The sequence below is a fragment of the Candidatus Villigracilis sp. genome, from assembly GCF_057083605.1.
The window spans coordinates 1-22,874 of sequence record NZ_JBXMTI010000137.1 but is presented as its reverse complement, the minus strand read 5'-3'; the positions used below and the strand labels follow the sequence as shown (position 1 = coordinate 22,874).

Here is a 22,874-nt window from a genome sequence, read left to right as displayed (position 1 = left end):
CCGAAGTCTCTTAAAACTGGAAACCGCCACGGACAGGTACAACCTTGTGTGAATAATTTTTTACGTAACCAAAGAGGCGTTCCTGCAGAACTACCCAATCTGACGATGCAAGGATGCGGCGTGCCTCAGGCACATCGCTGGCGAACAGGCCAACCTGAATTTGCGGGTAGGAGCCATAGATGGTTGCCCATGCTTCCGCAGGCTGCAAGCCAAGCTTTTGTACACCGGGCACGAATTCACCGATGATGAATTCAAAATATTCCTGATCGCGCTCTGCGGCGATATCCCAGGTCATGATAACTTTAACCGGCATGGTATACCCTTCGGGCATTATCCTTTTTGATAATCCAACACAACAACTTTTGTTTCATCAGGCAGACCGGAGCGGGTGACTTTCAATGAAGGCTGCGATTCGATCTTCCCGAGGCCCATTTCTTTCAGGAACTTGTTGAGCGAATCGAGATTCAATTTTGTATCGGGCGTGGAATAGTGCATAGGGATGACGATATTCGGCTCAAGCAGGCTGACAACCTCGGCGGCTTTGGCGGCATTAAGGCTGCCTCCGCCTCCCACCGGGACCAGGAGCACATTGACCGTTCCGAGAGCTTCCACCTCGGTTTGAGGGGGGATATCCTGCATGTCACCGAGGTGGGCCACGGTGATGCCATCATAATCGAATACATAAAGTGTGTTGCGGACTTTATCCTTGCTTTTCTTGCCGCCACCTGCGGTTTGAACGGCTGTGATAAACACACCGCCAATTTCAAACTCGCCTGCGCCGTTGATGACGTGGGTTGTGCCTTTGACCGCATCCCGATTGTTATGGCCGGGTGCATCGTGGCTGACTGTGGCGATCTCTGCTTTAAGTTTCAGCGCTTCATAACCAACTGCCTTGTGATCATATGGATCCGTCACGACTGTGGCGAAGTTTCGCTCAGTGAGACGAAAACAGGAATGTCCGTACCAGGTTATTTCCATATAAATTGTGCCTCCGAAGTAGATATTATACCCTACGGGCACATTGTACCTTATGAGCCAAAAGTGAATTAATTCCTCTTGGCATGGGTACATGAACGGTAGTAAATGATTTTGATCGCTTCGTCGCCCCTTGCCAGGTCAAGCCAGGGGAGATACATCTCGTTTTAGATTTTGAGAGCCAATGATCTTGTTCATGCTTCCCTGCTTTACGAATTTTGTATCAAAGAGGAACTCCCAGATCTCAGCCAGCACTACGCAGATTCCCGTCAGCATGGAATCACGCATGATCTGCAAATATCGCTGGTCACCGTGAGCAATGAGCCTCCAAAGGGCTTTAGGGCGGAGGTGAAAAAATGCCTCTGTCAGTTTGACACCCAGGAATAGTTCGAATGGCTTTAGGAAGGGAGTAGCTAGAAGCTGATTGCGATATGACCACTTCGACAGGTCGGGTTGAATGATCTTTTCAGGGTCAGTGGATTTTCCATCCGAGGTCCAAAAGTGGGGCGTGAGATACATGGCATTCAAAATATCAGAATCCAGTTCCAGCATTCCTTTAAATTTCTCAAAGAGAGTTGTTCAGGACTCTTCCTCAAGCCCATAAATGATGTTGGTCAGGCTAATGATGTTATTTTCCCTCAACAGCCGTACCGCTTCTTTTGAAATCGCAAACGGGTTATTCTTGCGGATATCAACAATGACATTATCCTTGAGTGACTCAACTCCCATCACAATATAATTTACTCCTGCTTTTTTATACAATGGGAGCAAATCCGCATCACGGACAACATCCGCGGCCGTCATATTGAGGTTTAGCGAAAGCCCCAGATCAACATCAACGATCTGTTCCAGCAATTGTTTTGCCAAATCTCGATCTGCGGCGAAGTTCTCGTCCGCAAACCAGATGATTTTTACTCCATATTTTTCGTCGAGCAATTTCATATTTTCCACCACATTCTGCGGGCTGCGATGCCGCCACTTCTTCCAGAACATCCACTGGCCACAATAACTGCAGGTGAGCGTGCACCCTCGGCTGAACTGCAAGCCAGCTGCATGGTCAAAGCCGAACATTTGATAATTCTGCCAATCCAATAATTCCCAGCCCGGGCGATATTGATCCAGGTTTTGGATTGCAGGTTGTGGGCGATTCACGATGATTTCATCGCCTCTTCGCCAGACGATGCCTGCTACATTTTCGAGGCAATTATCTTTTTCCCAAGTTAAAATCAAATCAACAACTGTCTTCTCCCCTTCCCCGCGGACAATGATATCGATTTCTGGAACTTCCTGAAGAATGCTTTGATAAGCATAGGATGGATACACGCCCCCATAAATGATCCTCATTTCTGGAAAAGCCTCGCGGATCTTTTTGACCGTGCTAACAACCACATTATGTGACGAAGTTGAACCTGAGTGTCCCAATAAAATATAGTTCGGCTGGAACTCCCCAATCTCCTGCAATAAGCGTTTTATGGTCCAGCCGTTCATATCATGATCGACTAGCTTTACATCAAGACCTGCATCGATTAGCGGGCCGCCGATCAGCACTAAACCCAGAGGGGTAAGGTATCCAAGCCCGGCTTGATCGGCAATAAAATAGCGGGCCGGATTGATCAATAATATTCGAACTGACATGGCAACTCCTTATTTACGATAAAAAGGGTCAGGATTATCTATTTGTGAAATCTATCACCATCAGTATTAATGTCAAGCCTTATAATAGACAATCTCAATTCGAGGGACACCATGCCAAAAACAAAACTTATCCCCTATCTCGAAGCCCTTTTCGCTGTTGTTGTTTGGGGGGCATCGTTCATTGCCACAAAGATCGCGGTCGGGCAGATATCCCCGGTCTCCGTGGTTTGGATCCGTTTCGCAATGGGAATTCCTTTTTTGCTGGCGGCCGTCATCATGCGAAAACAATTCGCGCTTCCAAAAGGCGGCGAATGGTTGTACTTCACTTTGCTTGGCTTTTTGGGCATATCCCTGCATCAATGGCTGCAATCAAACGGGCTGCAGACTGCACAAGCCACCACCACCGCATGGATTGTGGCGATTTCACCCGCTTTCATTGCCATTCTCGCCTGGCTGGTGCTCAAGGAAAAACTAAATCTTCTACAATCATCGGGCATCGTATTGGCGATACTGGGCGTGCTGGTGGTGGTCAGCAAAGGCGATTTTTCCAGCCTCATGATCGGCAAGTTCGGCACCGTCGGCGATTTTCTGATCCTCATCAGTTCTGTCAACTGGGCGGTGGTTTCCATTCTTTCACGGGATGGATTGAAAAAACATCCCTCCACACTTTTAACATTTTGGATGATGACCATCGGCTGGCTGATCACCTCAATCGCTTTCTTCGCACAGGGCAAAATCCCTGAGATTTCACAGCTCGATTCGCGCGGGTGGTGGGCAATGATCTTCCTTGGTATCTTCACAACGGGCTTCGCCTACATCGCCTGGTTCGATGCCCTCGCTCAACTGCCCGCCGCACAAACTGGTGCATTCCTTTTTCTCGAGCCGCTCTCCAGCATGGTCGTGGCCGCGATCGTCCTCAATGAACAAGTTACAATCGCATCCATGATCGGCGGCGCGGTGATTTTGCTTGGCATCTGGCTGGTCAACAGGCAAGGATGAAATCAAGAACCACCCCCGACGCAAGCATTGAAAAAACAGAAAAGGGATATCTCTTGAGGATTCCAGCAGGAGATTCTTCCAGCTATCGCTTTGCACAGATCGATGACTATTTCGGACTCTCGCGCAGGAAGTTTCCGCATCACTCTTTAAGCCTCTGCCTGCGTGCAAAAGCTTCAAGCCTTTCCCTACCCGGCACTTGGGGCTTCGGACTGTGGAACGATCCATTCGGCATGTCGCTTGGGTTTGGAGGCAGGCATTGGCAGTTTCCTGCTCTGCCGAATGCAGTTTGGTTTTTCGGTGCATCACAGCAGAATTATTTGTCATTCACAGATGACAAACCTGCGGAGGGCTTCCTGGCACAATCTTTTTGTTCACCCAAATTCCATTCGTTATTAATTCCGGCAGGGTTGACATTTCCTTTTTCACGCAAAGCGACAAGAAAATTATTAAGTAAGGTCATTGACGAGGATTCAATCGCCCTCAACGTAGATGTCACTCAATGGCTTGGATACAAGCTGGAGTGGGGCAAGAGGCGCGTGGCTTGGTATGTGGATGATGTGCTCGTGTTTGTGTCGCCCGTAAGTCCGAATCCGCCGCTGGGTTTGGTCATCTGGATCGATAACCAATATGCATCATTTACCCCCAATGGAAAAATCGGGTTCGGAGTTTTGGAAAACCCCGAACCCGCGTGGATCGAAATCGAAAATTTGCAGATAAAGTAACGCGACATTAATGCCGCAATGAAAAGGCTTATTACATTCCAAGTTTTTTGGCCTCATTCCACAGAGCATCCATTTCTTCCAAAGTCATATCTGATAAATTGCCACCCTGTTCCTTTGCGCCCTTTTCCACATACCCAAAACGCTTCTTGAATTTCAAGTTGGCCTCGCGCAGCGCAGACTCCGCATCCACTTTGCGCCAGCGGGCAAGGTTGACCAATACAAAGAAGAGATCGCCCAATTCTGCCGTCACCTGTTCGAGGTTTTCAGCCTGCTTGACCTCCTCAATTTCCTCGCGGATCTTATCCAAAACGCCTTCGACCTCGGGCCAGTCAAATCCAACACGCGCGGCACGATCCTGGTATTCCTGAGCCTGGGTCAATGCGGGCAGAGCGGCAGGGACTCCATCAAGTAATCCCTTATCTTCTTTCTTCTCGCCTCTTTCCTTTTCTTTCAATTTCTCCCAATTTTGCAGTACCCCCTCAACTCCATCCAGTTTGACATCTCCAAACACATGCGGATGGCGGCGGACGATCTTGTCATAAATGCTTTTGATAATCTCCCGCATCGAATATTCTTTGCTTTCACTGGCAATCTGGGCATTCAGAATAATTTGCAAGAGCAGGTCTCCGAACTCCTCGCGCATTCCTGAAGGATCATTTACATCCATGGCGGATAACGCTTCGTAGGATTCTTCAAGCAAGTGCTTGCGTAAAGTTTGGTGAGTTTGTTCCTTGTCCCACGGGCAACCGTCTTCTGGCGCGCGTAGGTGTGCTACGATTTCAGCAAAGGATTCAAAGGATGTACCCTCTCCCAGGGAGGGAATATACAGGCAGGTTGATAAGGAATAATCACCCGAATCCAACATGTCTAATCTTTTTTCTTTCTTCTCTCCATTTTCTACAAGCATCACCAGATGTTCTTCAGGATAATTTGCAAGCAAAACTTTCTTCACTTGAAAAGCCAGTTGCTGTGAGTCAATACCAAGGATTAGCGTATCCACATCGGGAGGGGTGGGTGGAAAATGCGCGGACGAAAATTCCTGTGCTTCGAGCAGAGTCAGCCTCGAGGGCGGGGTGAGGCGGAGCGTGTCAAATGTAGAGGTGACGAGGGAGAAGTCCATGATTGTCTCCATTGTTAAACAAGTAATCCGTAATTCGTAACTCGTAAATAAATTACGGATTACGCACTACGGATTACCCTAAAGGATATTTTATCCTAAGGCTTGTAAAGAAATTAACGCTTGGTATAGGTAGGAGCCTTACGGGCTTTCTTAAGACCTGGCTTCTTACGTTCCTTCACACGGGCATCGCGAGTGAGCAAGCCCTTTTTGCGCAGTGCGGATGTCCAGTCAGCGTTGATGATCTGGAGCGCACGGGCAATGCCGAGGCGCACAGCTTCGGTTTGGCCGGTGGTGCCGCCGCCACTGACCAATACGGTCACATCATATTTATTTGCTTCCTGTCCAACCGCGCCAAACGGACGCAGGATGTCATCAAGGTCACCGAGGCGGGTGAAAAACGCCGCGCCATCTTTTTCATTGACAGTGAACTTGCCGGAGCCGGTCACCAAGCGCACACGAGCGGTGCTTTCCTTGCGACGGCCAATGCCTTCATAATATTGAGCCATATTCACTTACCTCTTTATTCCAAAACTTTCGGGGTCTGCACCTGGTGTGGGTGATCAGGGCCAGCATAGATCTTCAAGCGCTTGAGCACTGCGCGGCCCATGCGGTTGTGCGGGAGCATGCCCCATACAGCGTCGCGCAAGGCCCGGTCGGGATAGGTAGCAAGCTGGTCGCGCAAAGAAATGCTCTTCAACCCACCGGGATAACCCGAGTGGCTATAGTAAATCTTTGATTCGAGTTTGGAGTGGGTCTTGGTGCCAGTCACAGTTACGTTCTGGGCATTGACCACTACTACAAAATCACCCATCTCCACGCCGGGCGTGAAAGTTGGTTTGTGCTTTCCAAGCAGAACGTGCGCAACATGCGCCGCCAAACGGCCCAGGGTCTGCCCTTCTGCATTTATTACAACCCAGTCGCGCTGAATTTCAGCGGCTTTCGGATAGTACGTCTTCTGCTGCACTTTCGTCTCTCCGTTTCTTTAACATCATTTCATAATGATCCATAATTTACTTCAACCAGTGTCAGCCCATGTGAGGGGGCCAGCCCCGCAAGAAGTTTGCCCTGCTTTGATAAAGCATTCTGGACTTCCTCAACCGAGCTTTTTCCGTGAGCAAGCGACACTTGCACAAAAACAAGTCTTCTTACCATGCGATATAAAAACGCATCAGCCTGCACTTCAAACTGCCACTCACCATCCGGCATTTTTCTCCACTCGGTCTTTGTCACCGTCCGCACCGTTGTCCCTTTTGGGGTTGTCGGTGAGCCGAAGGCGGCAAAGTCATGTGTGCCGAGGAAGATATCTGCATTCTGTTTGAGGGCATTTCCATCCAAAGATGGCCAGACCCGCCATGCAAACCTTTCGCGTAATGGGTCACGGATCGGTTCGCAAAACAACCTATAACAGTACATCCGCGAAACAGCATCAAACCGCGGATGAAAATCTGCCGAGGCTGGGTGAAGGCTTTTTACAGCAAGGTCAGGCGGCAGCATCGCATTGAGTGCTTTGAGCAGTTCGTCTGCCGTGTGCGCCCATTCAAAATCAAATGCGGCTACCTGTCCGATTGCATGAACTCCTGTATCCGTTCTGCCAGCCATAATGACTGATTTTTCAGACCATCCCAGATTCCGAAGGGCTTTTTCAAACTCGCCCTGCACTGTGCGGGAGTTCGCCTGTCGCTGGCTGCCGGTAAACCCGGAGCCATCATAGACAAGGATCACTTGGTAACGTGCCATTACTTGTCACTCTGAGTGAGCGTTCTTTGCGAACGAAGAGTCTCAACCAATAATGAGGAGATTCTTCGCTGCGCTCAGAATGACATAAATCAACTACTCTTCGACTAATTCAAGGACTACCATTTCGGCTGCGTCGCCGAAGCGGGGTCCAAGTTTCGTCACGCGGGTGTAGCCACCGTTGCGGGTTGCAAAGCGGGGAGCGATCTCGTCAAACAGGCGTTTGATGATCTGGTTATCGCCCAGTTTGGAAACGGCGAGGCGACGGGCGTTAACTTTCTGCTCGGGTGTGCCGCTTTCACTATTCTTTGCAAGCGTAATCAAGCGTTCGGCATCGCCACGGATCGCGGCGGCCTTGGCCTTGGTGGTCTGAATACGTTCGTGCGTAAAAAATTGTTTGATCAGGTTTCGGCGCAGAGCAATACGTGCGCTCTTCGTGCGTCCTAATCTGTAACCTGCTACTTGATGTCGCATCTCTTAACTCTCCGAGGATGATTCGTCTTTCATAAAGCCTTTTTCACGCATCTTGTCGCGAAGTTCGTCGAGGCTCTTCTCGCCAAAATTGCGGATGGACATGACCGCAGTCTCGCCCTTTTCAAGGAGGTCGAGTACATCACCTACAGTGGTGATGCCGGTGCGCTTCAATGAATTGAAGACACGCACAGAAAGATCCAGGGCTTCCACCGGCGTTTCAGCCAGTTCACTGCTCAAACGGCTTCCAGTCGTCTCGCGTTCCACAGCAACTGCCAGCATTTCTTCATTTATTCCTGCAATATAGCGCAGGTGATCGATCAAAATGCGTGCGGAGGAGCTGAGGGCACGTTCGGGGGAAATGGTGCCGTCTGTCCAGATTTCCAAAATTAGTTTGTCGTAGTTGGTGCTCTGGCCTACGCGGGCAGAAGACACCTCCCAATTGACGCGTTTGACCGGGCTGAAGATCGCATCCACCGGTAATTCGCCGATGGGCATGTGCCCGGCACGTTCATTGGCTGGAGAGTAGCCGCGGCCACGCTCCACTACGAATTCGATGTCGTGCTTCGTTTTTGCGCCGTCCACAGTGAAGAGATATGTGTCGGGGTTGACGATCTCGATCTCGGCAGGAGTTATGATATCCGCCGCAGTGACCGTTCCCTCGCCACGCACTTCAAGCTGCATACGGGCACTATCAACGCCATCCATCTTGATGCGGATCTGTTTGACCTGCAGCATGACCTGGATGACATCTTCACGTACGCCGGGAATGTCGCTGAATTCATGCAGGACATCCGCTATGCGTACCGATGTAATTGCAGTTCCCTCCAGAGAGGAGAGCAGGACGCGGCGCAGGGCATTGCCCAACGTCACGCCATAGCCGCCCTCTAGCGGGCTGATTGTGAATTTGCCATAGTTACGAGCCTCTGCTTCGCGCTCGATTTTTGGCATAACCATGTTCGTAATGATACCCGTCACGGTTCACCTGTCCCTTTTGATAATGCGCCGGGTCGAGTACCAGCTTTACGGTCCGACCCGAAGCGCAACTGGAGGATTAGCGTCTGGAGTAGTATTCGACGATCAACTGTTCGTCGAGACTTCCGTCAATTTCAGCACGTTCCGGCATACGAGCCACGGAACCAGCCATGGACTTAATGTCACGGTTGAGCCAACTTGGAGCGTTACGCTTTTCGGCATAAGCATTCAGTTCTTTGAAGTAGGTCAACTTGCTGGAGCCTTCGCGGACAGCAATGACATCACCTTCGCCAAGAAGCATAGAAGGCACATCAGTGCGGCGGCCATTTACAGTGAAATGACCATGAGAAACAAGCAAGCGGGCCTGTGCCCGATTGGCGGCAAACCCGAGTCGGAATACCACATTATCAAGGCGTGACTCAAGAATCTGGAGCAACTCCAAACCTGTCAGGCCGCGGCCCGTGATGGCGGTATCGTAGTAGCGGCGGAACTGACGTTCCAACACGCCATAGATGCGACGAGCCTTCTGCTTGGCACGCAACTGGCGGGCAAAGTCGGAGGCGCGCCCCGTACCCATACCCTTACCGCCGCCACGCCCCGCGGTACGACCATGCTGGCCGGGCGCGAAACTGCGCTTTTCAAAGGAGCACTTGGGTGTAAAGCAACGCTCACCTTTTAGGAAAAGTTTTTCACCTTCACGGCGGCAAAGTTTACAAACTGGACTTAATGTTTTAGCCATATATCAAGAACCTCAACTTACACGCGTCGCTTTTTCGGAGGACGGCAGCCATTATGCGGCACCGGCGTAATATCTGAAATGGAGCGAACTTTCAAACCCATGGACTGCACGGCACGAATGGCGTTTTCACGACCAGGGCCAGGGCCTTTCACAAAAAGTTCCACTTCCTGCAAACCTAATTGCTGGGCGGCTTTCAAAGCCTGTTCAGCAGCAAGGCGTGCGGCAAATGGGGTGCTCTTACGTGAACCCTTAAAGCCAGCGGAACCAGCGGAACCCCAGGCAATTGTGTTGCCTTCAGTATCTGTTACAGTCACAATGGTATTGTTAAAGGAAGCAAAAATATGCACCTGTCCGGAGGACAGGGTACGTTTCCCTTTTTTAGCGCCACTAGGGCGGCGGGTGGAACGAACACTCTGAGCCATGTTTCTTTATTTACCTTTCGGACAGGATTATTTCTTGGCGCCCTTACGACGACCACGACCAGCAACCGTTTTCTTGGTGCCTTTTCTGGTGCGCGCGTTCGTCTTGGTGCGCTGGCCATGAACAGGCAGGTTGCGACGGTGGCGCAAGCCGCGATAAGAGCCGATTTCAATCAAGCGCTTGATGTTCATTTGAACTTCGCGGCGCAGATCGCCTTCGACCTTGAAATTTTTGGAAATAACTTCGCGAATTGCAGAAACTTCCGCTTCGCTTAAATCTTTGATGCGCGTATCAGGGTTGACTTTGGTCTGAGCCAAAATCTTCTGAGCGCGTGTTGGCCCGATACCAAAAAGGTAGGTCAGTCCAACTTCAACCCGCTTATTGCGGGGCAGATCAACACCTTCAATTCTCGCCATAGGTCACCACACTACCCCTGTCTCTGTTTATGTTTTGGATTTTCGCAAATGATAAAGATTACTCCCTTGCGCCGAACAATACGGCACTTGGCACAACGCTTGCGAATGGAGGGCGAAACTTTCATGAAAAATCTCCTTACTTGCGGCTGTTCTCTTGACAGCCAAAGGTCTGATTATACTGTTTGTTTTACAAATCGTCCATATTTATACGGTAGTCTGTGATGGTCACAAGACAGTCAGGATGAGAGGTTCTCCTTCGGTGACGGCAACTGTATGTTCAAAATGCGCCGTCAAAGAGCCATCAGCAGAAACAACCGTCCATTGATCAGGCAGGACGCGGGTTTCGTGCGTCCCGATGAGCACCATTGGCTCCAGAGCGATGGTCACGCCTGGGCGGAGTAACATGCCGCTTCCCGCGGCGCCGATATTTGGCACCTGCGGACCTTCATGCATTTCCTTCCCGACGCCATGACCCGTATATTCACGGGTCACGTGGAAGCCATTGCTTTCAACATGATTCTGTATCGCCGCCGAAATGTCACCTGTGCGCCTGCCTTTTCGCATATTCTCAATGCCAGCAAATAAAGCGCCTTCGGTAACCTGGAGCAGTTTCGCCGCCTCGGGAGAGATCTCCCCTACTCCGGCAGTGAAAGCGGAGTCTGCAACGAAACCTTCAAAGATGGTGCCGCAATCTATTGAAACAATATCCCCTTCCTTCAACTTGCGTTTCGGGTGAGGAATTCCATGCACCATCTCATCGTTGATACAAACGGTGATGGATGCAGGGAAAGGCGGGCGGCCATAGCCTTTGAATGGCGATACACATCCGTATGACTTCAGCACTTCCTCAGCAGCCGCGTTGAGGTCTGCTGTTGCCATACCTGGTTGTAAACGTTCTCTTACTGCGGCCAGAACGGTAGCGTTGATGCGTCCTGCGTCTCTCATGATCTTGAGTTGTGCAGGAGTCTTAATATTGATCCGGCGTTCCCAACTCATTTTATTCAGCCTACTTTTCAACAGAGCTTATCTTTCGCTCTGCATACTCACAATGATTTATTTATTCAAGGCAGAGAGCAATTCTTCTGTAACCTGCTCCACAACTTGCGTTCCATCGATCTCGAACAATTTATTTCTCTTTCGATAATACTCAACCAGAGGAATGGTCTGTTCGAGATAAACACGGATGCGCTTTGTTACTGTCTCAACCTTGTCATCATCACGCTGGTACAGATCCGAACCGTCAATGTCGCAAACACTATCATTCTTTGGTGGACTGAACTTTTGATGATAAATGTGTCCCTGCTCGCGGCAGGTCCAGCGTCCGCTTGCGCGCTCAACGAGGACAGACTCCGGTGCAGTGATGTAAGGAACCGCGTTTACTTCACCGCCAAATTCAGCCAGCATCTTTTCCAGGGCATCAGCCTGGGCTGGAGTGCGGGGAAAGCCGTCCAAAATGGCACCAGCTTCACAGTCCGAACGAGCGATGCGGTCACGGATCATGTTGATGGTCACATCATCCGGCACCAAGTCCCCTTTATCCATAAAGGATTTGGCAATCCTGCCTAGTTCTGTTTGATTTTTAAGGTTCTCGCGAAAGAGGTCTCCTGAAGAGATGTGTGCGAGATTTGTCGTTTCAGCCAAAATCTTGGCCTGGGTTCCTTTACCAACACCGGGGGGACCGAGCAGGACGATAAAGGTGACCATAGGACTCCTTAGCGGACGAGCAGTGAATCTTGATAACCGTGTAGTTTGAGTTCGGCATCAATGTTTTGGAAGGTATCACGTACCACGCCCACTACGATCAGCAAGCCTGATGATGAGACGAGGAATATACCGGTTTGCGAACTGGCGGCGGAAAGGTTGAAAAGATTCAACAGCAAACCGAGCAGGAATGGCATGATGGCAACCACGCCAAGGAATACCGCGCCGACTAGGGTAATGCGCCTTTGGACTGTGCTCAAATATTTTTGAGTTGGAGCGCCAGTGTGAACACCGGGGACAGTTGCACCCACTTTCTTCAAGTTATCACCATAATTCTGTTGGTCGAACAACACAGAAGTATAGAAGAAGGTGAAGACAACGACCATGAGGAAATAAAGTGTCCAGTAGCCCCAGTTGCTGGTGCCGGTTGCGCCAAAGAAATTTTGAATTCCAACGAAGAATTCGGCCACACCTGCATTTTCACTTTGCGTGAAATAGCTGGCAACAATGGTCGGGAATTGTAAAATAGCGCTTGCAAAAATCAACGGGATCATGCCAGAGAGGTTGACCATCAAAGGCAGGGTACCTTTGACCGGCATGGACATACGATTACCCATGCGGCGTCCAGGATACATGACGGGCACGTTGCGGCGTCCTTGTTGAACAAAGACGATTGCGAAAACCGTCAGCACAATGATCACAATGGTGAATATCAGCATAAACCAGCGCGTCTCTTCATCTGCAAGCAGCGATGCGAGATTACCAGGCAATTGCGAAACGATACCTGCGAAGATAACCAGGGAAAGTCCCTGCCCGCGAATGCCATATTCGGAAATCAATTCGCCAAGCCAGATGGCAAACATGGTGCCTGCCGTCATGGCGATCAAAACTGTGAGAGACGGCAACCATGACTCAGCCGAAAAGCCAAATGGAAGGATTTTTTCTCCGATTGCCTGAAGTGACAGAGAATTGAAAATATTGATCTGACCAATTGCAGAAAGCGCAGCCATTGGCACGGCCAGATAGTACGTCCACTTTTCCTGCCAACGGCGGCCTTCACGAGGATCTTCCTGCATTCTGCGCTGTAAGGAAGGAATGATCGGAATTAACAATTGTAGAATGATCTGGGCGGTGATGTAGGGATATACACCCATTGATAACAATGAGAAGTTTGAAACCGTGCCGCCTGAAAGCAGATCCAGAAAGCCAAGGAAGTTTCCCTGACCCGAAGATGAGTTACGGAAAGCAGCAAGGATTTCGTGGTCCACGCCCGGAGCAGGTACATTTGCCGCAAGCCTGTAAATCGCCAAAATAACGAATGTGATGATTAACTTTCGGCGAATATCTTCCGACTTCCAGAGGTAACGCCAGCCTGAAAAGGTGGTCTTCATACAAAGTGTCCTTGAGTACGGGTTAGGCGATCAATTCAACAGTGCCGCCAGCCTTTTCGATCTTGGCTTTGGCACCAACGCTGACGCGATGTACGCGAATCTTGAGGGCAACGGTCATTTCGCCGCGGCCCAGAACAACTGTCGGGTTGCGTGAATCGCGTAGGAGATGAGCTTTTTCGAGGGTTGCCGGTGTTACTTCCTCATTGGCTTTGAAGGCCTGTGAGAGCTGATCAAGATTTACTTCATTGAAGAAAACCTGATTGGGTGGAGTAAACCCTTCACCGCGAATGAATGGCAGGCGGCGGAAGAATGGAAGGTTACCACCCTGGCGATAAGCGTGGCCGCCTTCACCGGAGCGTGAACCCTGTCCCTTGGTACCACGACCAGCAGTTTTGCCCTGCCCTGCTGAGATGCCGCGTCCCACACGCTTTCTATTCTTTTTTGACCCAACATTGGGTACGAGATCGTGTAGTTTCATATCTAATAACCTACTCTTCGATCTTGAGCAAATGGATGATCTTGTTCAACATACCGCGCAATGCGGGCGTATCCTTATGCTCAATTGTCTGATGTAAACGGCGCAAACCAAGCGCTTTGACTGTGGCCTTTTGGTCTTTAGGAAAACCAATGTCACTCTTGACCCAGGTCACGCGCAGAGTTTTGCCAGAAGTTTCTTTCTTAGGCATGTTGCTTCCTCCGTTCCCAGAATGGAACTAATTCCTCGGGACGTTTTCCACGGCGGGCTGCTTCAAGAGCCGGTGAGCGCAGACCGTCCAGGGCATCAAAGGTAGCCATGACCACATTCAGAACATTGGCGCTTCCCATGGATTTGGTGAGAATATCACGCACACCAGCCACTTCCAGTACAGCGCGCACCCCGCCTGCGGCGATAACACCGGTACCAGCTGAGGCGGGCTTGAGGAATACTTTTGCTCCCGCCACCTTGCCCAGTGATTCATGAGGAATGGTTGTACCGGACATGTTCACCACACGCAAATCCTTGCGGGCGCGTTCAGAAGCCTTACGCATCGCGTCTGGAACTGCGTTCGCCTTGCCGACACCCATGCCAATTGTGCCTTTTTTATCGCCGACAACAACCGTGACACGGAAGCGGAAGCGACGACCACCCTTGACGACTTTCGCAACGCGGGCAATTTCAATCACGCGTTCTTCAAAGGCATCCTGCGTCTCATACTGTTGTTTTTCAGTAAATTTATTTTCTGCCATATCTTTCTCCAGTAACGTAGTAACGACTTAAGCCATTACTACAACTTCTAGAATTGCAGGCCGCCTTCGCGCGCGCCATCAGCCAGTGCCTTGATGCGCCCGACATAACGGAAGCCACCACGGTCAAACACGACGGAGGAAATTCCCTTGGATTTGGCACGTTCAGCAACTGCCTTTCCAATGGCCTTCGCCTGTTCTGTTTTCTTCAAACCCTTCATCGTCTCACGCAGTTCTTTATCAACTGTGGAGGCTGAGATCAGGGTACTTCCTTGAACATCGTCAATGATCTGGGCATAAATGCCGGTAAGACTCTTGAATACATTCAAACGAGGACGACTCGGCGTACCAGAAACATGCTTGCGAACGCGCACATGGCGGCGCTCACGAGCGAGAGATCGACTCTTCTTAGCCATGGATTACTTGGCTCCTTTCCCGGCCTTGCCAGCTTTGCGGCGAACACGCTCGCCAAGATAGCGCAACCCTTTACCATGATATGGTTCCGGTGGGCGCACCTTGCGGACATTCGCGGCCACCTGGCCGACCAGTTCCTTATCGAAGCCCAGCACCTTAATCTGGCGAGTCTTCGCATCTGTTTCAAACGACACACCCGCCGGGGGATCCATTTTAACCGGGTGTGAATAACCGACAAACAGGGCAAGCTTCTTTCCGTCCATTTCGGCGCGATAACCAACGCCTTCCACTTCCAGGATCACTTCAAAACCCTTGCTAACGCCGTGAATCATATTCGCGAGCACAGCGCGTGTAGTACCATGCAGAGCACGTTCCGCGGGATCTTCCGAATTGCGGGTGATGTTCAACTGGTTGTTTTCCATTTTGATGCCAATCAAATGGGAAAACTCCCGCTGCAACTCACCCTTCGGACCCTTGACATGAACGTTGGAACCTTTCAGTTCCACCTGCACGCCACTGGGAATTTCTACAGGCAAACGACCAATGCGAGACACAATAAACCTCCTACCACACCTTGCAGATGATCTCGCCGCCCACGCCCAACTGTCGAGCGCGTACGCCGGTCATAACACCCTTGGGGGTGGAGAGAATGGCAACGCCAATTCCCGAAAGCACCCATGGGATGTCCGTCTTCTTGGTGTAGATACGGCGGCCGGGCTTGCTGACACGTTCCAGCCCCGAGATTACCGCACGTCGCTGGCGACGTTCGCCAACATACTTAATCTTTACACGCAGGACTTTCTGTCCTTCGTGTTCACCATCAACCACTTCAAATCCTTCGACAAAGCCTTCATCTTTCAGGATCTTGGCGATCTCTACCTTAATCTTTGAATTGGGCATTGCAACCTGAGCATGGCCTGCCAGCACAGCATTACGAATGCGGGTCAACATATCAGCAATCGGATCAGTAAATGACATGATCTACCTCCACCTGGGGCTACCAGGACGCCTTTACGACGCCAGGGATTTTGCCCGTCAATGCCAGTTCACGGAAGCAAATACGACACAGACCGAAACGGCGGATAAATCCGCGTGGTCGTCCACAACGCTGACAACGATTCCGCACCTGAACGGCATGTTTACGGCGCAGCTCACGATATTGCATACATTTTTTTGCCATAGGTTAAGCATCCTTCTTGCTACTGAACGGCATTCCGAGCAATTGCAATAATGCGCGGGCCTCATCATCATTTTTGGCGGAAGTCACAATCGTGATCTCCATACCGCGCAATTTATCAATTTTGTCATACTCGATTTCAGGGAAAACCAACTGATCCTTAAGACCGAGGGTGTAATTTCCACGACCATCAAAAGCATTCGCCGACACGCCGCGGAAATCGCGCACGCGAGGCAGGGCAATGTTCAAAAGACGGTCAAGGAAAGCCCACATGCGTGGACCGCGCAGCGTGACCTTGGTGCCAATCAAACGACCCTCGCGCAATTTAAAGTTCGCAATGCTCTTGCGGGCTTTTGTCTGCACTGGTTTCTGGGTGGTGATCTGCATCAAATCTGCTGTGGCGGCATCGAGAGCTTTAGGGTTATCCAAAGCCTCTCCAAGGCCGATGTTCACAACAACCTTTTCTACACGCGGCACCTGCATCACGTTCTTGAAACCGAACGATTTGAACAGGGCCGGGGCCACTTCTTTGTTATAGAGTTCTTGCATTCTGTTCATCTTTATTCGCTCCACGGCCTAGTCAATCGTGGCCTCACAATTCTTGCAGACGCGATGCGCCCCATCATCATCCCGTTGAACACCAACACGTGTAGGCTCGCCACATTTGGGGCAAACAAGCATCACATTTGAGATATTAACCGGAGCCTCAAACTCGATGCGGCCTGGGTTAATGTTACGACCTGCCTGGGTCTGCACCTGTTTCTGATGCTTGATGCGAATATTCACACCTTGCACGACCACGCGACGATCATCCAAAATCACATTGATGACCTCGCCTCGCTTGCCTTTGTCTTCGAGGCGGCCGCTGATCACTTCCACTGTATCGCCTTTTCGAATCTTAACTTTCATTCTTTGCTCCTACAGCACTTCCGGGGCAAGCGACACGATCTTCATATAGCCCATGTCGCGCAGTTCACGCGCCACCGGCCCAAAGATACGAGTGCCCCTCGGGTTTTCGCCATCAGCATCAAGAATGACCGCGGCGTTATCATCAAAACGAATATACGAACCATCTTCACGGCGCCATTCCTTCGTGCAACGCACGATGACGGCTTTCACAACTTCGCTTTTCTTCACAGAACCTTGCGGCGCAGCTGCTTTAACAGTTGCAACCACAACGTCGCCAATGGCTCCATATTTGCGGCGGGAACCGCCCAACACCTGGATAACAAGGATTTCACGCGCTCCAGTGTTATCGGCAACTTTTAATCGAGACTCCTGCTGAATCATGGCTTATTCTCCTACGCCCTGATCTGCAGTGCGTGTCTCGCGCTTTACAACGGACTCAACAGCCCAGCGCTTATCACGTGACAATGGCCGGGTCTCTACGATCTGAACCTCATCACCGATCTGGCAGCCGATCTCGTCATGTGCCTTCACACGCATACTTGAAAACACAACCTTCTTATAAAGAGGGTGACGAAACTTACGTGTGATCTCCACCACGACGGTTTTGGTCATTTTATTACTGGTGACAACACCAGTCATACGACGACGATTATTCATTAAGCACCTTCCACTGCTGCGGCGCGCTCGGTTTCGCGCAAGATTGTTTCCATGCGAGCGATATCGCGGCGCAAAATTTTCAAGTGGCTGGAGTCTGTTAACTGTCCGGTCACCTGCTGAAAGCGCAGTTTCATCATCTCGTCACGCGCATCCGCGATCTTTGTGCGGATTTCTTCCGCCGCTAATTTGCGAATATCTTCCACATTCATTGCCTTCATAATTATTCTCCTCCTACTTGGCGGGCCACAACTTTGGTCTTGATGGAGAATTTATACTGGGCACTCTTCAAAGCGGCAATCGCGATATCGGCGGCCAAACCACTGACCTCGAACATAATGCGGCCAGGTTTGACAACAGCGACGTAGTACTCCACATTACCTTTACCAGAACCCATACGGGTCTCGGGTGGTTTGTGAGTGAACGGTTTGGCTGGGAAAATACGAATCCAGACCTTTCCACGGCGTTTCATTTCACGAACAATGGAACGGCGTGCCGCCTCGATTTGGCGGGCTGTAACCCAACCCGGTTCCAGCGCCTGCAGACCGAATTCACCGAAGGAAATTTCCGCACCGCGGAGAGCTTTGCCCTTCATACGACCGCGCATCTGCTTGCGCCACTTTACACGTTTCGGCATCAACATATCAAATACCTCATCTCATAGCGACATCGCGATTACCCTGCACACTTCAATAAATAATGAAGCGTGCGTACGGGTTTACTCGCTGACGTACACGCCTTCCGTCGCTTCAGCTTTTTCTTCAATTTCAGGAGTGGTTTCACCCTTGTAAATCCAAACCTTTATACCAATCTGACCGTAAGTGGTTAATGCCTCGGTTGTGGCGAAGTCCAGATTTGCCCGCAGGGTCTGCAAAGGCACGCGACCCTCGCGCAACCACACGTCACGGGACATTTCCGCTCCACCCAAGCGGCCACCAACCAAAATCTTGATACCTTCAGCACCCTGCTTTATGGCTTGCTGAATGGCACGCTTCATTGCGCGGCGGTAGGCAATACGACGTTCAAGCTGATCAGCAATATTCTTGGCGACCAACATCGCATCGGTATCTGGCGAGGAAATTTCCTTGATATCCAGTTCGATCTTCTTACCGACCAAGGTTTCAAGCGCCTGACGGATTTTCTTCACGCCTTCGCCCTTACGGCCAATCAAAATACCGGGCTTGGCGGTATGAATTGCAATACGGATTTTGCCAGGTGTGCGCTCCACGTCAATGCGGGAGATGCCAGCCTTGCCATCTTTGATAGCATCAGGCATCTGTTTGCGCAGCACGAGGACTTTCTCATTGGCAGCAGAGCCGCCCTTTGAGAGTTTGCCGATCAGCAAGTTGCGGATGGCAAAATCCTGGTGTAACTGCTGACGATATGTGCTGCCTTCAGCGAACCAGCGACCGCCCCAGGGTTGGTTGATCCCTAAACGAAAACCAATAGGATGTACTTTACGACCCATAAATTCTCCTTAAGCTCCACGCTCGCGTAATACGACAGACACATGCGAACTGCGGCGCAATATCGGCTTGAAACGGCCGCGAGCGCCAAAGCGACGCCACTTGCGAGTGGGCGCTTCGTCAGCTGTGATCTTGGCTACGTACAAGTCATCACGGCTGACGCCAAAGTTTTCTTCAGCATTCGCCACCGCGGAAGCTACCAATTTTTGCACAGGCAGGGCGGCTCGTTTATTGACGAAGCGGAGGATTTCCAAGGCTTCGTTCGCACTTTTACCGCGCACCATATCGATTACGATACGCACCTTCTGTGCAGAGAGGGAAAGATGGCTAATTTTTGCGTGAATATCACTCATATCTCACTCTCCTTAAGCCGCGGAGGCTTTCTCGCTGGTCTGATGACCGCGGAATGTACGCGTCGGGGCAAATTCACCCAATCGATGACCGACCATGTTTTCGGTAATATAGATCGGTACATGGCGGCGTCCATCATGAACTGCAATGGTATGTCCAACCATCTGGGGGAAAATCACCGACGCGCGGCTCCAGGTGCGGACAACCTTCTTTTCATTTTTCTGATTCATGGCTTCAATACGCTTGAGCAATTTCGGCTCAATGTAAGGGCCTTTTTTAAGTGATCGTGACATATATGCGTACCTCGTCTAATTCTTAGCGGCTCGTCTTACTACGACGGCGCACAATGTACTGATCGGTCTTCTTGTTACGGCGGGTCTTCTTGCCGAGTGTGGGCTTGCCCCACGGACTCTTGGGACCAGCAAGACCGATTGGTTGGCGACCTTCACCACCACCGTGAGGATGGTCGCGTGGACTCATTGCAGTACCACGAACAGTTGGGCGAATGCCTAAATGGCGTTTTCGTCCGGCTTTGCCAAGTTTGATGTTTCCATGATCAAGATTGCCAACCTGACCAATCGTCGCATAACAAACCTGGTGGATGAGACGAACCTCACCGGAGGGCATACGCACCTGGGCAAAGTCACCTTCCTTGGCGAGCAATTGCGCCGCGCCACCTGCTGAACGGACAAGTTGTCCGCCTTTGCCTTCTTTGACCTCAATATTATGGATCAAGGTACCGACCGGAATATTGCTGATCGGGAGGGAATTGCCAGGGCGAATTTCAGCGCTGGGTCCTGACAAAACGGTGTCACCCACTTTCAAATCCAACGGTGAAATGATGTATCGCTTTTCGCCATCCGCGTAAAAGAGAAGGGCAAGACGGGCTGTGCGATTCGGATCGTATTCAATCGCGGCAACTTTGGCAGGGATGCCATGTTTGTTGCGAAGGAAATCCACCAGGCGGATGAAGCGCCGAGCGCCTCCACCACGATGACGAACGGTCACACGACCATGAGCATTGCGGCCACCGTGATTCTGTTTGGTAACCAACAAAGAACGCTCAGGTGTGCTCTTTGTAATTTCTTCAAAGGTGTAGCCGGTCATGCCGCGAGTGCCGGGCGTTACCGGTTTATATTTTTTTACTGCCATTACTGCACCCCTTCAAAGATCTCGAGGGGCTTGCTTCCCTCGGCTAGGGTTACAATGGCCTTTTTGAACGAAGGGCGGCGAACCAACATGCGGCGGGCACGAGTGCGGCGTCCACGTTTTGCAGGCGCATTGAGGATATTTACACGGGCCACGGTGACATCAAACAAAGTTTCAATTGCATCCTTCACCATGGTGCGAGTCGCTTCATCGGCGACAACAAAAACATACTGACTCAGTTTGCCGGATTGGTAACTGGATTTCTCGGTTACCAATGGGCGGACGAGGACATTATATAGATTAGTCATGTCTCTCTCCTATCCGAGGTGCGCCACGAGCGCGTCAATTGTCTTGAGCGGCAAGACAACCTTGTCAAAATTAAGTACATCACGCACATTCAAGTAGCTGGCGAGCAATACTTTGGCGCTCTCGATATTATCTGCAGAGCGCATGACAGTGTCATAATTCTGGTCTTTGGTGGGCATCAGCAGCAGCACAGTGGAGGTGCCGACCAAATTTCCTAATGTCTCAGCCATCAGGCGGGTCTTGGCTTCTTTCATATCGAAATCGTCCACGACCACAATGGAGGCTTCTGCGGCTTTTACAGACAACGCAGATCGAAGTGCAGCCAGGCGCATCTTTTTGGGCATACGAAGTTCATAACTACGGGGATGCGGTGTATGAATACGACCACCACCCACCCACTGCGCCGCATTTGTTGAACCCTGACGGGCACGGCCTGTGCCTTTTTGTTTCCACGGCTTTCGACCACCGCCTCTGACTTCTGAGCGAACTTTCGTCTCATGCGTCCCGAGGCGGGCATTTGCCATTTGGCGAACATATGCCTGGTGCATCAGATCTACATTTACAGGGGCTTCGAAAAGATTCGCAGGTAATTCAACCTCACGAACTTTTTTGCCCTTCAAATCAAAAACATCTACTTTCATGGTTATTCTGGCTCCCGTTTCCTGCGCGCCTACTGCTTGCGCGATTCCTTGATCATGACGAGACTACCTTTGCCACCGGGAACAGCGCCATTAATGGCGATCAGGTTTCGTTCTACGTCAACCATCACAACTTTGATGTTCTGAGCGGTGACACGATCCACACCCATATGACCCGAGCTGCGAGCACCTTTATAGACGCGACCTGGTGTTGTACCCGAGCCCCGAGAGCCGGGCGCGCGATTGCGATCTGATGTACCATGTGTGGCATTCATACCATGGAAGTGATAGCGTTTTACAACACCGGCAAAGCCCTTGCCTTTGCTGACACCAATCACATCCACACGCTCGCCAACTGCAAACGCATCGGCAACTGTTACTTTGTCGCCGATGTTTAATCCGTGATCTTTCACACGAAATTCACGCAGGAAACGCATGGGGGGAATCTCATTGGCTTTCAAGTGACCCAATTGACCGCCAGTAAGGCGTTTGGGATTCGCTTCGCCAAAACCCAGTTGCACCGATGAATAGCCTTCCTTTTCGGGCACGCGAATCTGGGTAACGTAACATGGCCCAGCTTCGATGAGTGTCACCGTATAGGCAACACCTTGCTCATCGAAGATCTGGGTCATGCCAATCTTCTTTCCAATTAGCCCTTTCAACATAATCAATTTTCTCCTTCAGAAGATATTGACGAGACTGCCAGCCGGGGCAACGGCCGCATCATCTCCGTGCAGCGCAGTCAGAAGGTCTGGTGCGAAGCGGTTGTGTCGGTTCCACAACACAGACCTACTCTTGCGCTGTCTCAAATAATTCGCGAATTTTCGCGAATATTCACTAACTAAATTTTGATCTCGATATCAACACCTGCGGGCAGGTTCAAACGCATCAGCATATCAATGGTCTTTGAATCCGGGTCAAGCACATCTATCAAGCGGTTATGTGTACGGATTTCAAAGTGCTCGTGAGAGTCTTTATCAATAAATGCCGAGCGGCGTATTGTAAAGCGTTCTGTCTTGCTTGGCAAGGGGACGGGCCCAACTACATGGGCACCGGTGCGCTCTGCGGTTTCAACAATTCGCTTTGCAGACTGATCAAGCACGCGATGATCATACGCTTTTAAGCGGATACGTATTTTTTGTTTTGCCATCATATCTCACTTTACTCGATGATCTTGGTGACGACGCCAGCACCAACAGTGAGGCCGCCTTCACGGATGGCGAACTTCACGCCCTGCTCAAGTGCCACAGGCACGATCAACTCCACCGTCAGGTTCACATTGTCACCA

Annotated in this window: 41 protein-coding genes; 2 read left to right on the top strand and 39 right to left on the bottom strand. The window is 50.8% G+C overall.

Going from position 1 to position 22,874, the window contains the following annotated elements:
- Positions 1 to 10 precede the first annotated feature (10 nt).
- The 4 genes from AC14M5_RS20570 to AC14M5_RS20555 all read right to left on the bottom strand — a co-directional run bounded on the left by AC14M5_RS20570 (position 11) and on the right by AC14M5_RS20555 (position 2,610).
- The gene (locus AC14M5_RS20570; protein WP_484031589.1) at positions 11 to 313 is read right to left on the bottom strand and encodes a hypothetical protein; all 303 of its coding nucleotides are present in this window, start codon (positions 311 to 313) and stop codon (positions 11 to 13) included.
- A gap of 17 nt (positions 314 to 330) precedes the next feature.
- Complete coding sequence (locus AC14M5_RS20565) at positions 331 to 978, bottom strand: MBL fold metallo-hydrolase (RefSeq protein ID WP_484031588.1); 648 nt, start codon at positions 976 to 978, stop codon at positions 331 to 333.
- Between the two features lie 138 nt (positions 979 to 1,116).
- Positions 1,117 to 1,527, bottom strand: a complete 411-nt coding sequence (locus AC14M5_RS20560) for a hypothetical protein (protein ID WP_484031587.1) — start codon at positions 1,525 to 1,527, stop codon at positions 1,117 to 1,119.
- 27 nt (positions 1,528 to 1,554) lie between these two features.
- A complete protein-coding gene (locus AC14M5_RS20555) occupies positions 1,555 to 2,610 on the bottom strand; it encodes a radical SAM protein (protein ID WP_484031586.1) in 1,056 nt (351 codons plus the stop codon).
- Positions 2,611 to 2,721: 111 nt separating this feature from the next.
- Here AC14M5_RS20555 and AC14M5_RS20550 point away from each other — a divergent pair, with 111 nt between their 5' ends.
- On the top strand, positions 2,722 to 3,609 hold the full coding sequence (locus tag AC14M5_RS20550; protein ID WP_484031585.1) for a DMT family transporter: 888 nt from the start codon (positions 2,722 to 2,724) through the stop codon (positions 3,607 to 3,609).
- Positions 3,606 to 4,331 (top strand): hypothetical protein, encoded by a 726-nt coding sequence (locus AC14M5_RS20545; RefSeq protein ID WP_484031584.1) that lies wholly within the window; start codon positions 3,606 to 3,608, stop codon positions 4,329 to 4,331. Before AC14M5_RS20550 ends, AC14M5_RS20545 begins: the two co-directional genes overlap by 4 nt.
- 31 nt (positions 4,332 to 4,362) lie before the next feature.
- Here AC14M5_RS20545 and mazG read toward each other — a convergent pair whose 3' ends face one another.
- The 35 genes from mazG to AC14M5_RS20370 all read right to left on the bottom strand — a co-directional run.
- Positions 4,363 to 5,451, bottom strand: coding sequence for a nucleoside triphosphate pyrophosphohydrolase (gene mazG, locus AC14M5_RS20540; protein ID WP_484031583.1), 1,089 nt, complete (start codon positions 5,449 to 5,451; stop codon positions 4,363 to 4,365).
- Between the two features lie 113 nt (positions 5,452 to 5,564).
- Positions 5,565 to 5,957: a 30S ribosomal protein S9 gene (gene rpsI / locus AC14M5_RS20535; protein ID WP_484031582.1), complete on the bottom strand. Its 393-nt coding sequence runs from the start codon at positions 5,955 to 5,957 to the stop codon at positions 5,565 to 5,567.
- 14 nt (positions 5,958 to 5,971) lie between these two features.
- Complete coding sequence (rplM, locus tag AC14M5_RS20530) at positions 5,972 to 6,415, bottom strand: 50S ribosomal protein L13 (RefSeq protein ID WP_484031581.1); 444 nt, start codon at positions 6,413 to 6,415, stop codon at positions 5,972 to 5,974.
- A 29-nt stretch (positions 6,416 to 6,444) separates the two neighbouring features.
- Entirely contained in the window at positions 6,445 to 7,188 is a 744-nt protein-coding gene (gene truA / locus AC14M5_RS20525; protein WP_484031580.1) for a tRNA pseudouridine(38-40) synthase TruA, read from the bottom strand.
- 93 nt (positions 7,189 to 7,281) lie between these two features.
- Complete coding sequence (rplQ, locus tag AC14M5_RS20520; protein WP_484031579.1) at positions 7,282 to 7,659, bottom strand: 50S ribosomal protein L17; 378 nt, start codon at positions 7,657 to 7,659, stop codon at positions 7,282 to 7,284.
- 3 nt (positions 7,660 to 7,662) lie between these two features.
- The gene (locus AC14M5_RS20515; protein WP_484031578.1) at positions 7,663 to 8,634 is read right to left on the bottom strand and encodes a DNA-directed RNA polymerase subunit alpha; all 972 of its coding nucleotides are present in this window, start codon (positions 8,632 to 8,634) and stop codon (positions 7,663 to 7,665) included.
- A gap of 76 nt (positions 8,635 to 8,710) precedes the next feature.
- Positions 8,711 to 9,370 carry a 30S ribosomal protein S4 gene (rpsD, locus tag AC14M5_RS20510; RefSeq protein WP_484031577.1) on the bottom strand — a complete coding sequence of 220 codons (660 nt, stop codon included), beginning with the start codon at positions 9,368 to 9,370 and terminating at the stop codon, positions 8,711 to 8,713.
- Between the two features lie 17 nt (positions 9,371 to 9,387).
- The gene (rpsK, locus tag AC14M5_RS20505; protein WP_484031576.1) at positions 9,388 to 9,792 is read right to left on the bottom strand and encodes a 30S ribosomal protein S11; all 405 of its coding nucleotides are present in this window, start codon (positions 9,790 to 9,792) and stop codon (positions 9,388 to 9,390) included.
- Between the two features lie 27 nt (positions 9,793 to 9,819).
- On the bottom strand, positions 9,820 to 10,206 hold the full coding sequence (rpsM, locus tag AC14M5_RS20500; protein WP_484031575.1) for a 30S ribosomal protein S13: 387 nt from the start codon (positions 10,204 to 10,206) through the stop codon (positions 9,820 to 9,822).
- 11 nt (positions 10,207 to 10,217) lie between these two features.
- Positions 10,218 to 10,331: a 50S ribosomal protein L36 gene (gene rpmJ, locus AC14M5_RS20495; RefSeq protein ID WP_345320336.1), complete on the bottom strand. Its 114-nt coding sequence runs from the start codon at positions 10,329 to 10,331 to the stop codon at positions 10,218 to 10,220.
- Between the two features lie 100 nt (positions 10,332 to 10,431).
- A complete protein-coding gene (gene map / locus AC14M5_RS20490) occupies positions 10,432 to 11,202 on the bottom strand; it encodes a type I methionyl aminopeptidase (protein ID WP_484031574.1) in 771 nt (256 codons plus the stop codon).
- Between the two features lie 57 nt (positions 11,203 to 11,259).
- Entirely contained in the window at positions 11,260 to 11,910 is a 651-nt protein-coding gene (locus AC14M5_RS20485) for an adenylate kinase (RefSeq protein ID WP_484031573.1), read from the bottom strand.
- A gap of 8 nt (positions 11,911 to 11,918) precedes the next feature.
- Complete coding sequence (gene secY, locus AC14M5_RS20480; protein WP_484031572.1) at positions 11,919 to 13,298, bottom strand: preprotein translocase subunit SecY; 1,380 nt, start codon at positions 13,296 to 13,298, stop codon at positions 11,919 to 11,921.
- Between the two features lie 22 nt (positions 13,299 to 13,320).
- Positions 13,321 to 13,776 (bottom strand): 50S ribosomal protein L15, encoded by a 456-nt coding sequence (rplO, locus tag AC14M5_RS20475; protein ID WP_484031571.1) that lies wholly within the window; start codon positions 13,774 to 13,776, stop codon positions 13,321 to 13,323.
- Positions 13,777 to 13,786: 10 nt separating this feature from the next.
- Entirely contained in the window at positions 13,787 to 13,984 is a 198-nt protein-coding gene (gene rpmD / locus AC14M5_RS20470; RefSeq protein WP_484031570.1) for a 50S ribosomal protein L30, read from the bottom strand.
- Positions 13,977 to 14,525, bottom strand: coding sequence for a 30S ribosomal protein S5 (gene rpsE / locus AC14M5_RS20465; RefSeq protein ID WP_484031569.1), 549 nt, complete (start codon positions 14,523 to 14,525; stop codon positions 13,977 to 13,979). The genes rpmD and rpsE overlap by 8 nt, the downstream gene beginning before the upstream one ends.
- Positions 14,526 to 14,572: 47 nt before the next feature.
- Positions 14,573 to 14,938: a 50S ribosomal protein L18 gene (gene rplR, locus AC14M5_RS20460; RefSeq protein WP_484031568.1), complete on the bottom strand. Its 366-nt coding sequence runs from the start codon at positions 14,936 to 14,938 to the stop codon at positions 14,573 to 14,575.
- A 3-nt stretch (positions 14,939 to 14,941) separates the two neighbouring features.
- The gene (gene rplF / locus AC14M5_RS20455) at positions 14,942 to 15,490 is read right to left on the bottom strand and encodes a 50S ribosomal protein L6 (RefSeq protein ID WP_484031567.1); all 549 of its coding nucleotides are present in this window, start codon (positions 15,488 to 15,490) and stop codon (positions 14,942 to 14,944) included.
- Between the two features lie 10 nt (positions 15,491 to 15,500).
- Complete coding sequence (gene rpsH / locus AC14M5_RS20450) at positions 15,501 to 15,914, bottom strand: 30S ribosomal protein S8 (protein WP_484031566.1); 414 nt, start codon at positions 15,912 to 15,914, stop codon at positions 15,501 to 15,503.
- Positions 15,915 to 15,933: 19 nt separating this feature from the next.
- Positions 15,934 to 16,116 (bottom strand): type Z 30S ribosomal protein S14, encoded by a 183-nt coding sequence (locus AC14M5_RS20445; RefSeq protein ID WP_345296921.1) that lies wholly within the window; start codon positions 16,114 to 16,116, stop codon positions 15,934 to 15,936.
- Positions 16,117 to 16,119: 3 nt separating this feature from the next.
- Positions 16,120 to 16,671, bottom strand: a complete 552-nt coding sequence (gene rplE / locus AC14M5_RS20440) for a 50S ribosomal protein L5 (RefSeq protein WP_484031565.1) — start codon at positions 16,669 to 16,671, stop codon at positions 16,120 to 16,122.
- Positions 16,672 to 16,689: 18 nt separating this feature from the next.
- Positions 16,690 to 17,022 (bottom strand): 50S ribosomal protein L24, encoded by a 333-nt coding sequence (gene rplX, locus AC14M5_RS20435; protein WP_484031564.1) that lies wholly within the window; start codon positions 17,020 to 17,022, stop codon positions 16,690 to 16,692.
- Between the two features lie 9 nt (positions 17,023 to 17,031).
- Entirely contained in the window at positions 17,032 to 17,403 is a 372-nt protein-coding gene (gene rplN / locus AC14M5_RS20430) for a 50S ribosomal protein L14 (protein WP_484031563.1), read from the bottom strand.
- A gap of 3 nt (positions 17,404 to 17,406) precedes the next feature.
- Positions 17,407 to 17,679 carry a 30S ribosomal protein S17 gene (gene rpsQ, locus AC14M5_RS20425; protein WP_484031562.1) on the bottom strand — a complete coding sequence of 91 codons (273 nt, stop codon included), beginning with the start codon at positions 17,677 to 17,679 and terminating at the stop codon, positions 17,407 to 17,409.
- A complete protein-coding gene (gene rpmC, locus AC14M5_RS20420; RefSeq protein WP_484031561.1) occupies positions 17,679 to 17,897 on the bottom strand; it encodes a 50S ribosomal protein L29 in 219 nt (72 codons plus the stop codon). The genes rpsQ and rpmC overlap by 1 nt, the downstream gene beginning before the upstream one ends.
- Before the next feature lie 2 nt (positions 17,898 to 17,899).
- Positions 17,900 to 18,319, bottom strand: a complete 420-nt coding sequence (gene rplP / locus AC14M5_RS20415; protein WP_484031560.1) for a 50S ribosomal protein L16 — start codon at positions 18,317 to 18,319, stop codon at positions 17,900 to 17,902.
- 75 nt (positions 18,320 to 18,394) lie between these two features.
- Positions 18,395 to 19,144 carry a 30S ribosomal protein S3 gene (gene rpsC, locus AC14M5_RS20410; protein WP_484031559.1) on the bottom strand — a complete coding sequence of 250 codons (750 nt, stop codon included), beginning with the start codon at positions 19,142 to 19,144 and terminating at the stop codon, positions 18,395 to 18,397.
- Positions 19,145 to 19,153: 9 nt separating this feature from the next.
- Entirely contained in the window at positions 19,154 to 19,495 is a 342-nt protein-coding gene (gene rplV / locus AC14M5_RS20405; RefSeq protein ID WP_484031558.1) for a 50S ribosomal protein L22, read from the bottom strand.
- A 12-nt stretch (positions 19,496 to 19,507) separates the two neighbouring features.
- The gene (rpsS, locus tag AC14M5_RS20400; RefSeq protein ID WP_484031557.1) at positions 19,508 to 19,786 is read right to left on the bottom strand and encodes a 30S ribosomal protein S19; all 279 of its coding nucleotides are present in this window, start codon (positions 19,784 to 19,786) and stop codon (positions 19,508 to 19,510) included.
- Positions 19,787 to 19,808: 22 nt separating this feature from the next.
- Positions 19,809 to 20,645 carry a 50S ribosomal protein L2 gene (gene rplB / locus AC14M5_RS20395; protein ID WP_484031556.1) on the bottom strand — a complete coding sequence of 279 codons (837 nt, stop codon included), beginning with the start codon at positions 20,643 to 20,645 and terminating at the stop codon, positions 19,809 to 19,811.
- Positions 20,645 to 20,950 carry a 50S ribosomal protein L23 gene (rplW, locus tag AC14M5_RS20390; RefSeq protein WP_484031555.1) on the bottom strand — a complete coding sequence of 102 codons (306 nt, stop codon included), beginning with the start codon at positions 20,948 to 20,950 and terminating at the stop codon, positions 20,645 to 20,647. Before rplW ends, rplB begins: the two co-directional genes overlap by 1 nt.
- Before the next feature lie 9 nt (positions 20,951 to 20,959).
- Positions 20,960 to 21,589: a 50S ribosomal protein L4 gene (gene rplD, locus AC14M5_RS20385; protein WP_484031554.1), complete on the bottom strand. Its 630-nt coding sequence runs from the start codon at positions 21,587 to 21,589 to the stop codon at positions 20,960 to 20,962.
- 29 nt (positions 21,590 to 21,618) lie between these two features.
- Positions 21,619 to 22,251 carry a 50S ribosomal protein L3 gene (gene rplC / locus AC14M5_RS20380; RefSeq protein WP_484031553.1) on the bottom strand — a complete coding sequence of 211 codons (633 nt, stop codon included), beginning with the start codon at positions 22,249 to 22,251 and terminating at the stop codon, positions 21,619 to 21,621.
- Positions 22,252 to 22,427: 176 nt separating this feature from the next.
- The gene (rpsJ, locus tag AC14M5_RS20375; protein ID WP_484031595.1) at positions 22,428 to 22,736 is read right to left on the bottom strand and encodes a 30S ribosomal protein S10; all 309 of its coding nucleotides are present in this window, start codon (positions 22,734 to 22,736) and stop codon (positions 22,428 to 22,430) included.
- Between the two features lie 11 nt (positions 22,737 to 22,747).
- Positions 22,748 to 22,874: EF-Tu C-terminal domain-related protein (locus AC14M5_RS20370; RefSeq protein ID WP_484031594.1), on the bottom strand; the 127-nt coding region annotated here is incomplete at its 5' end.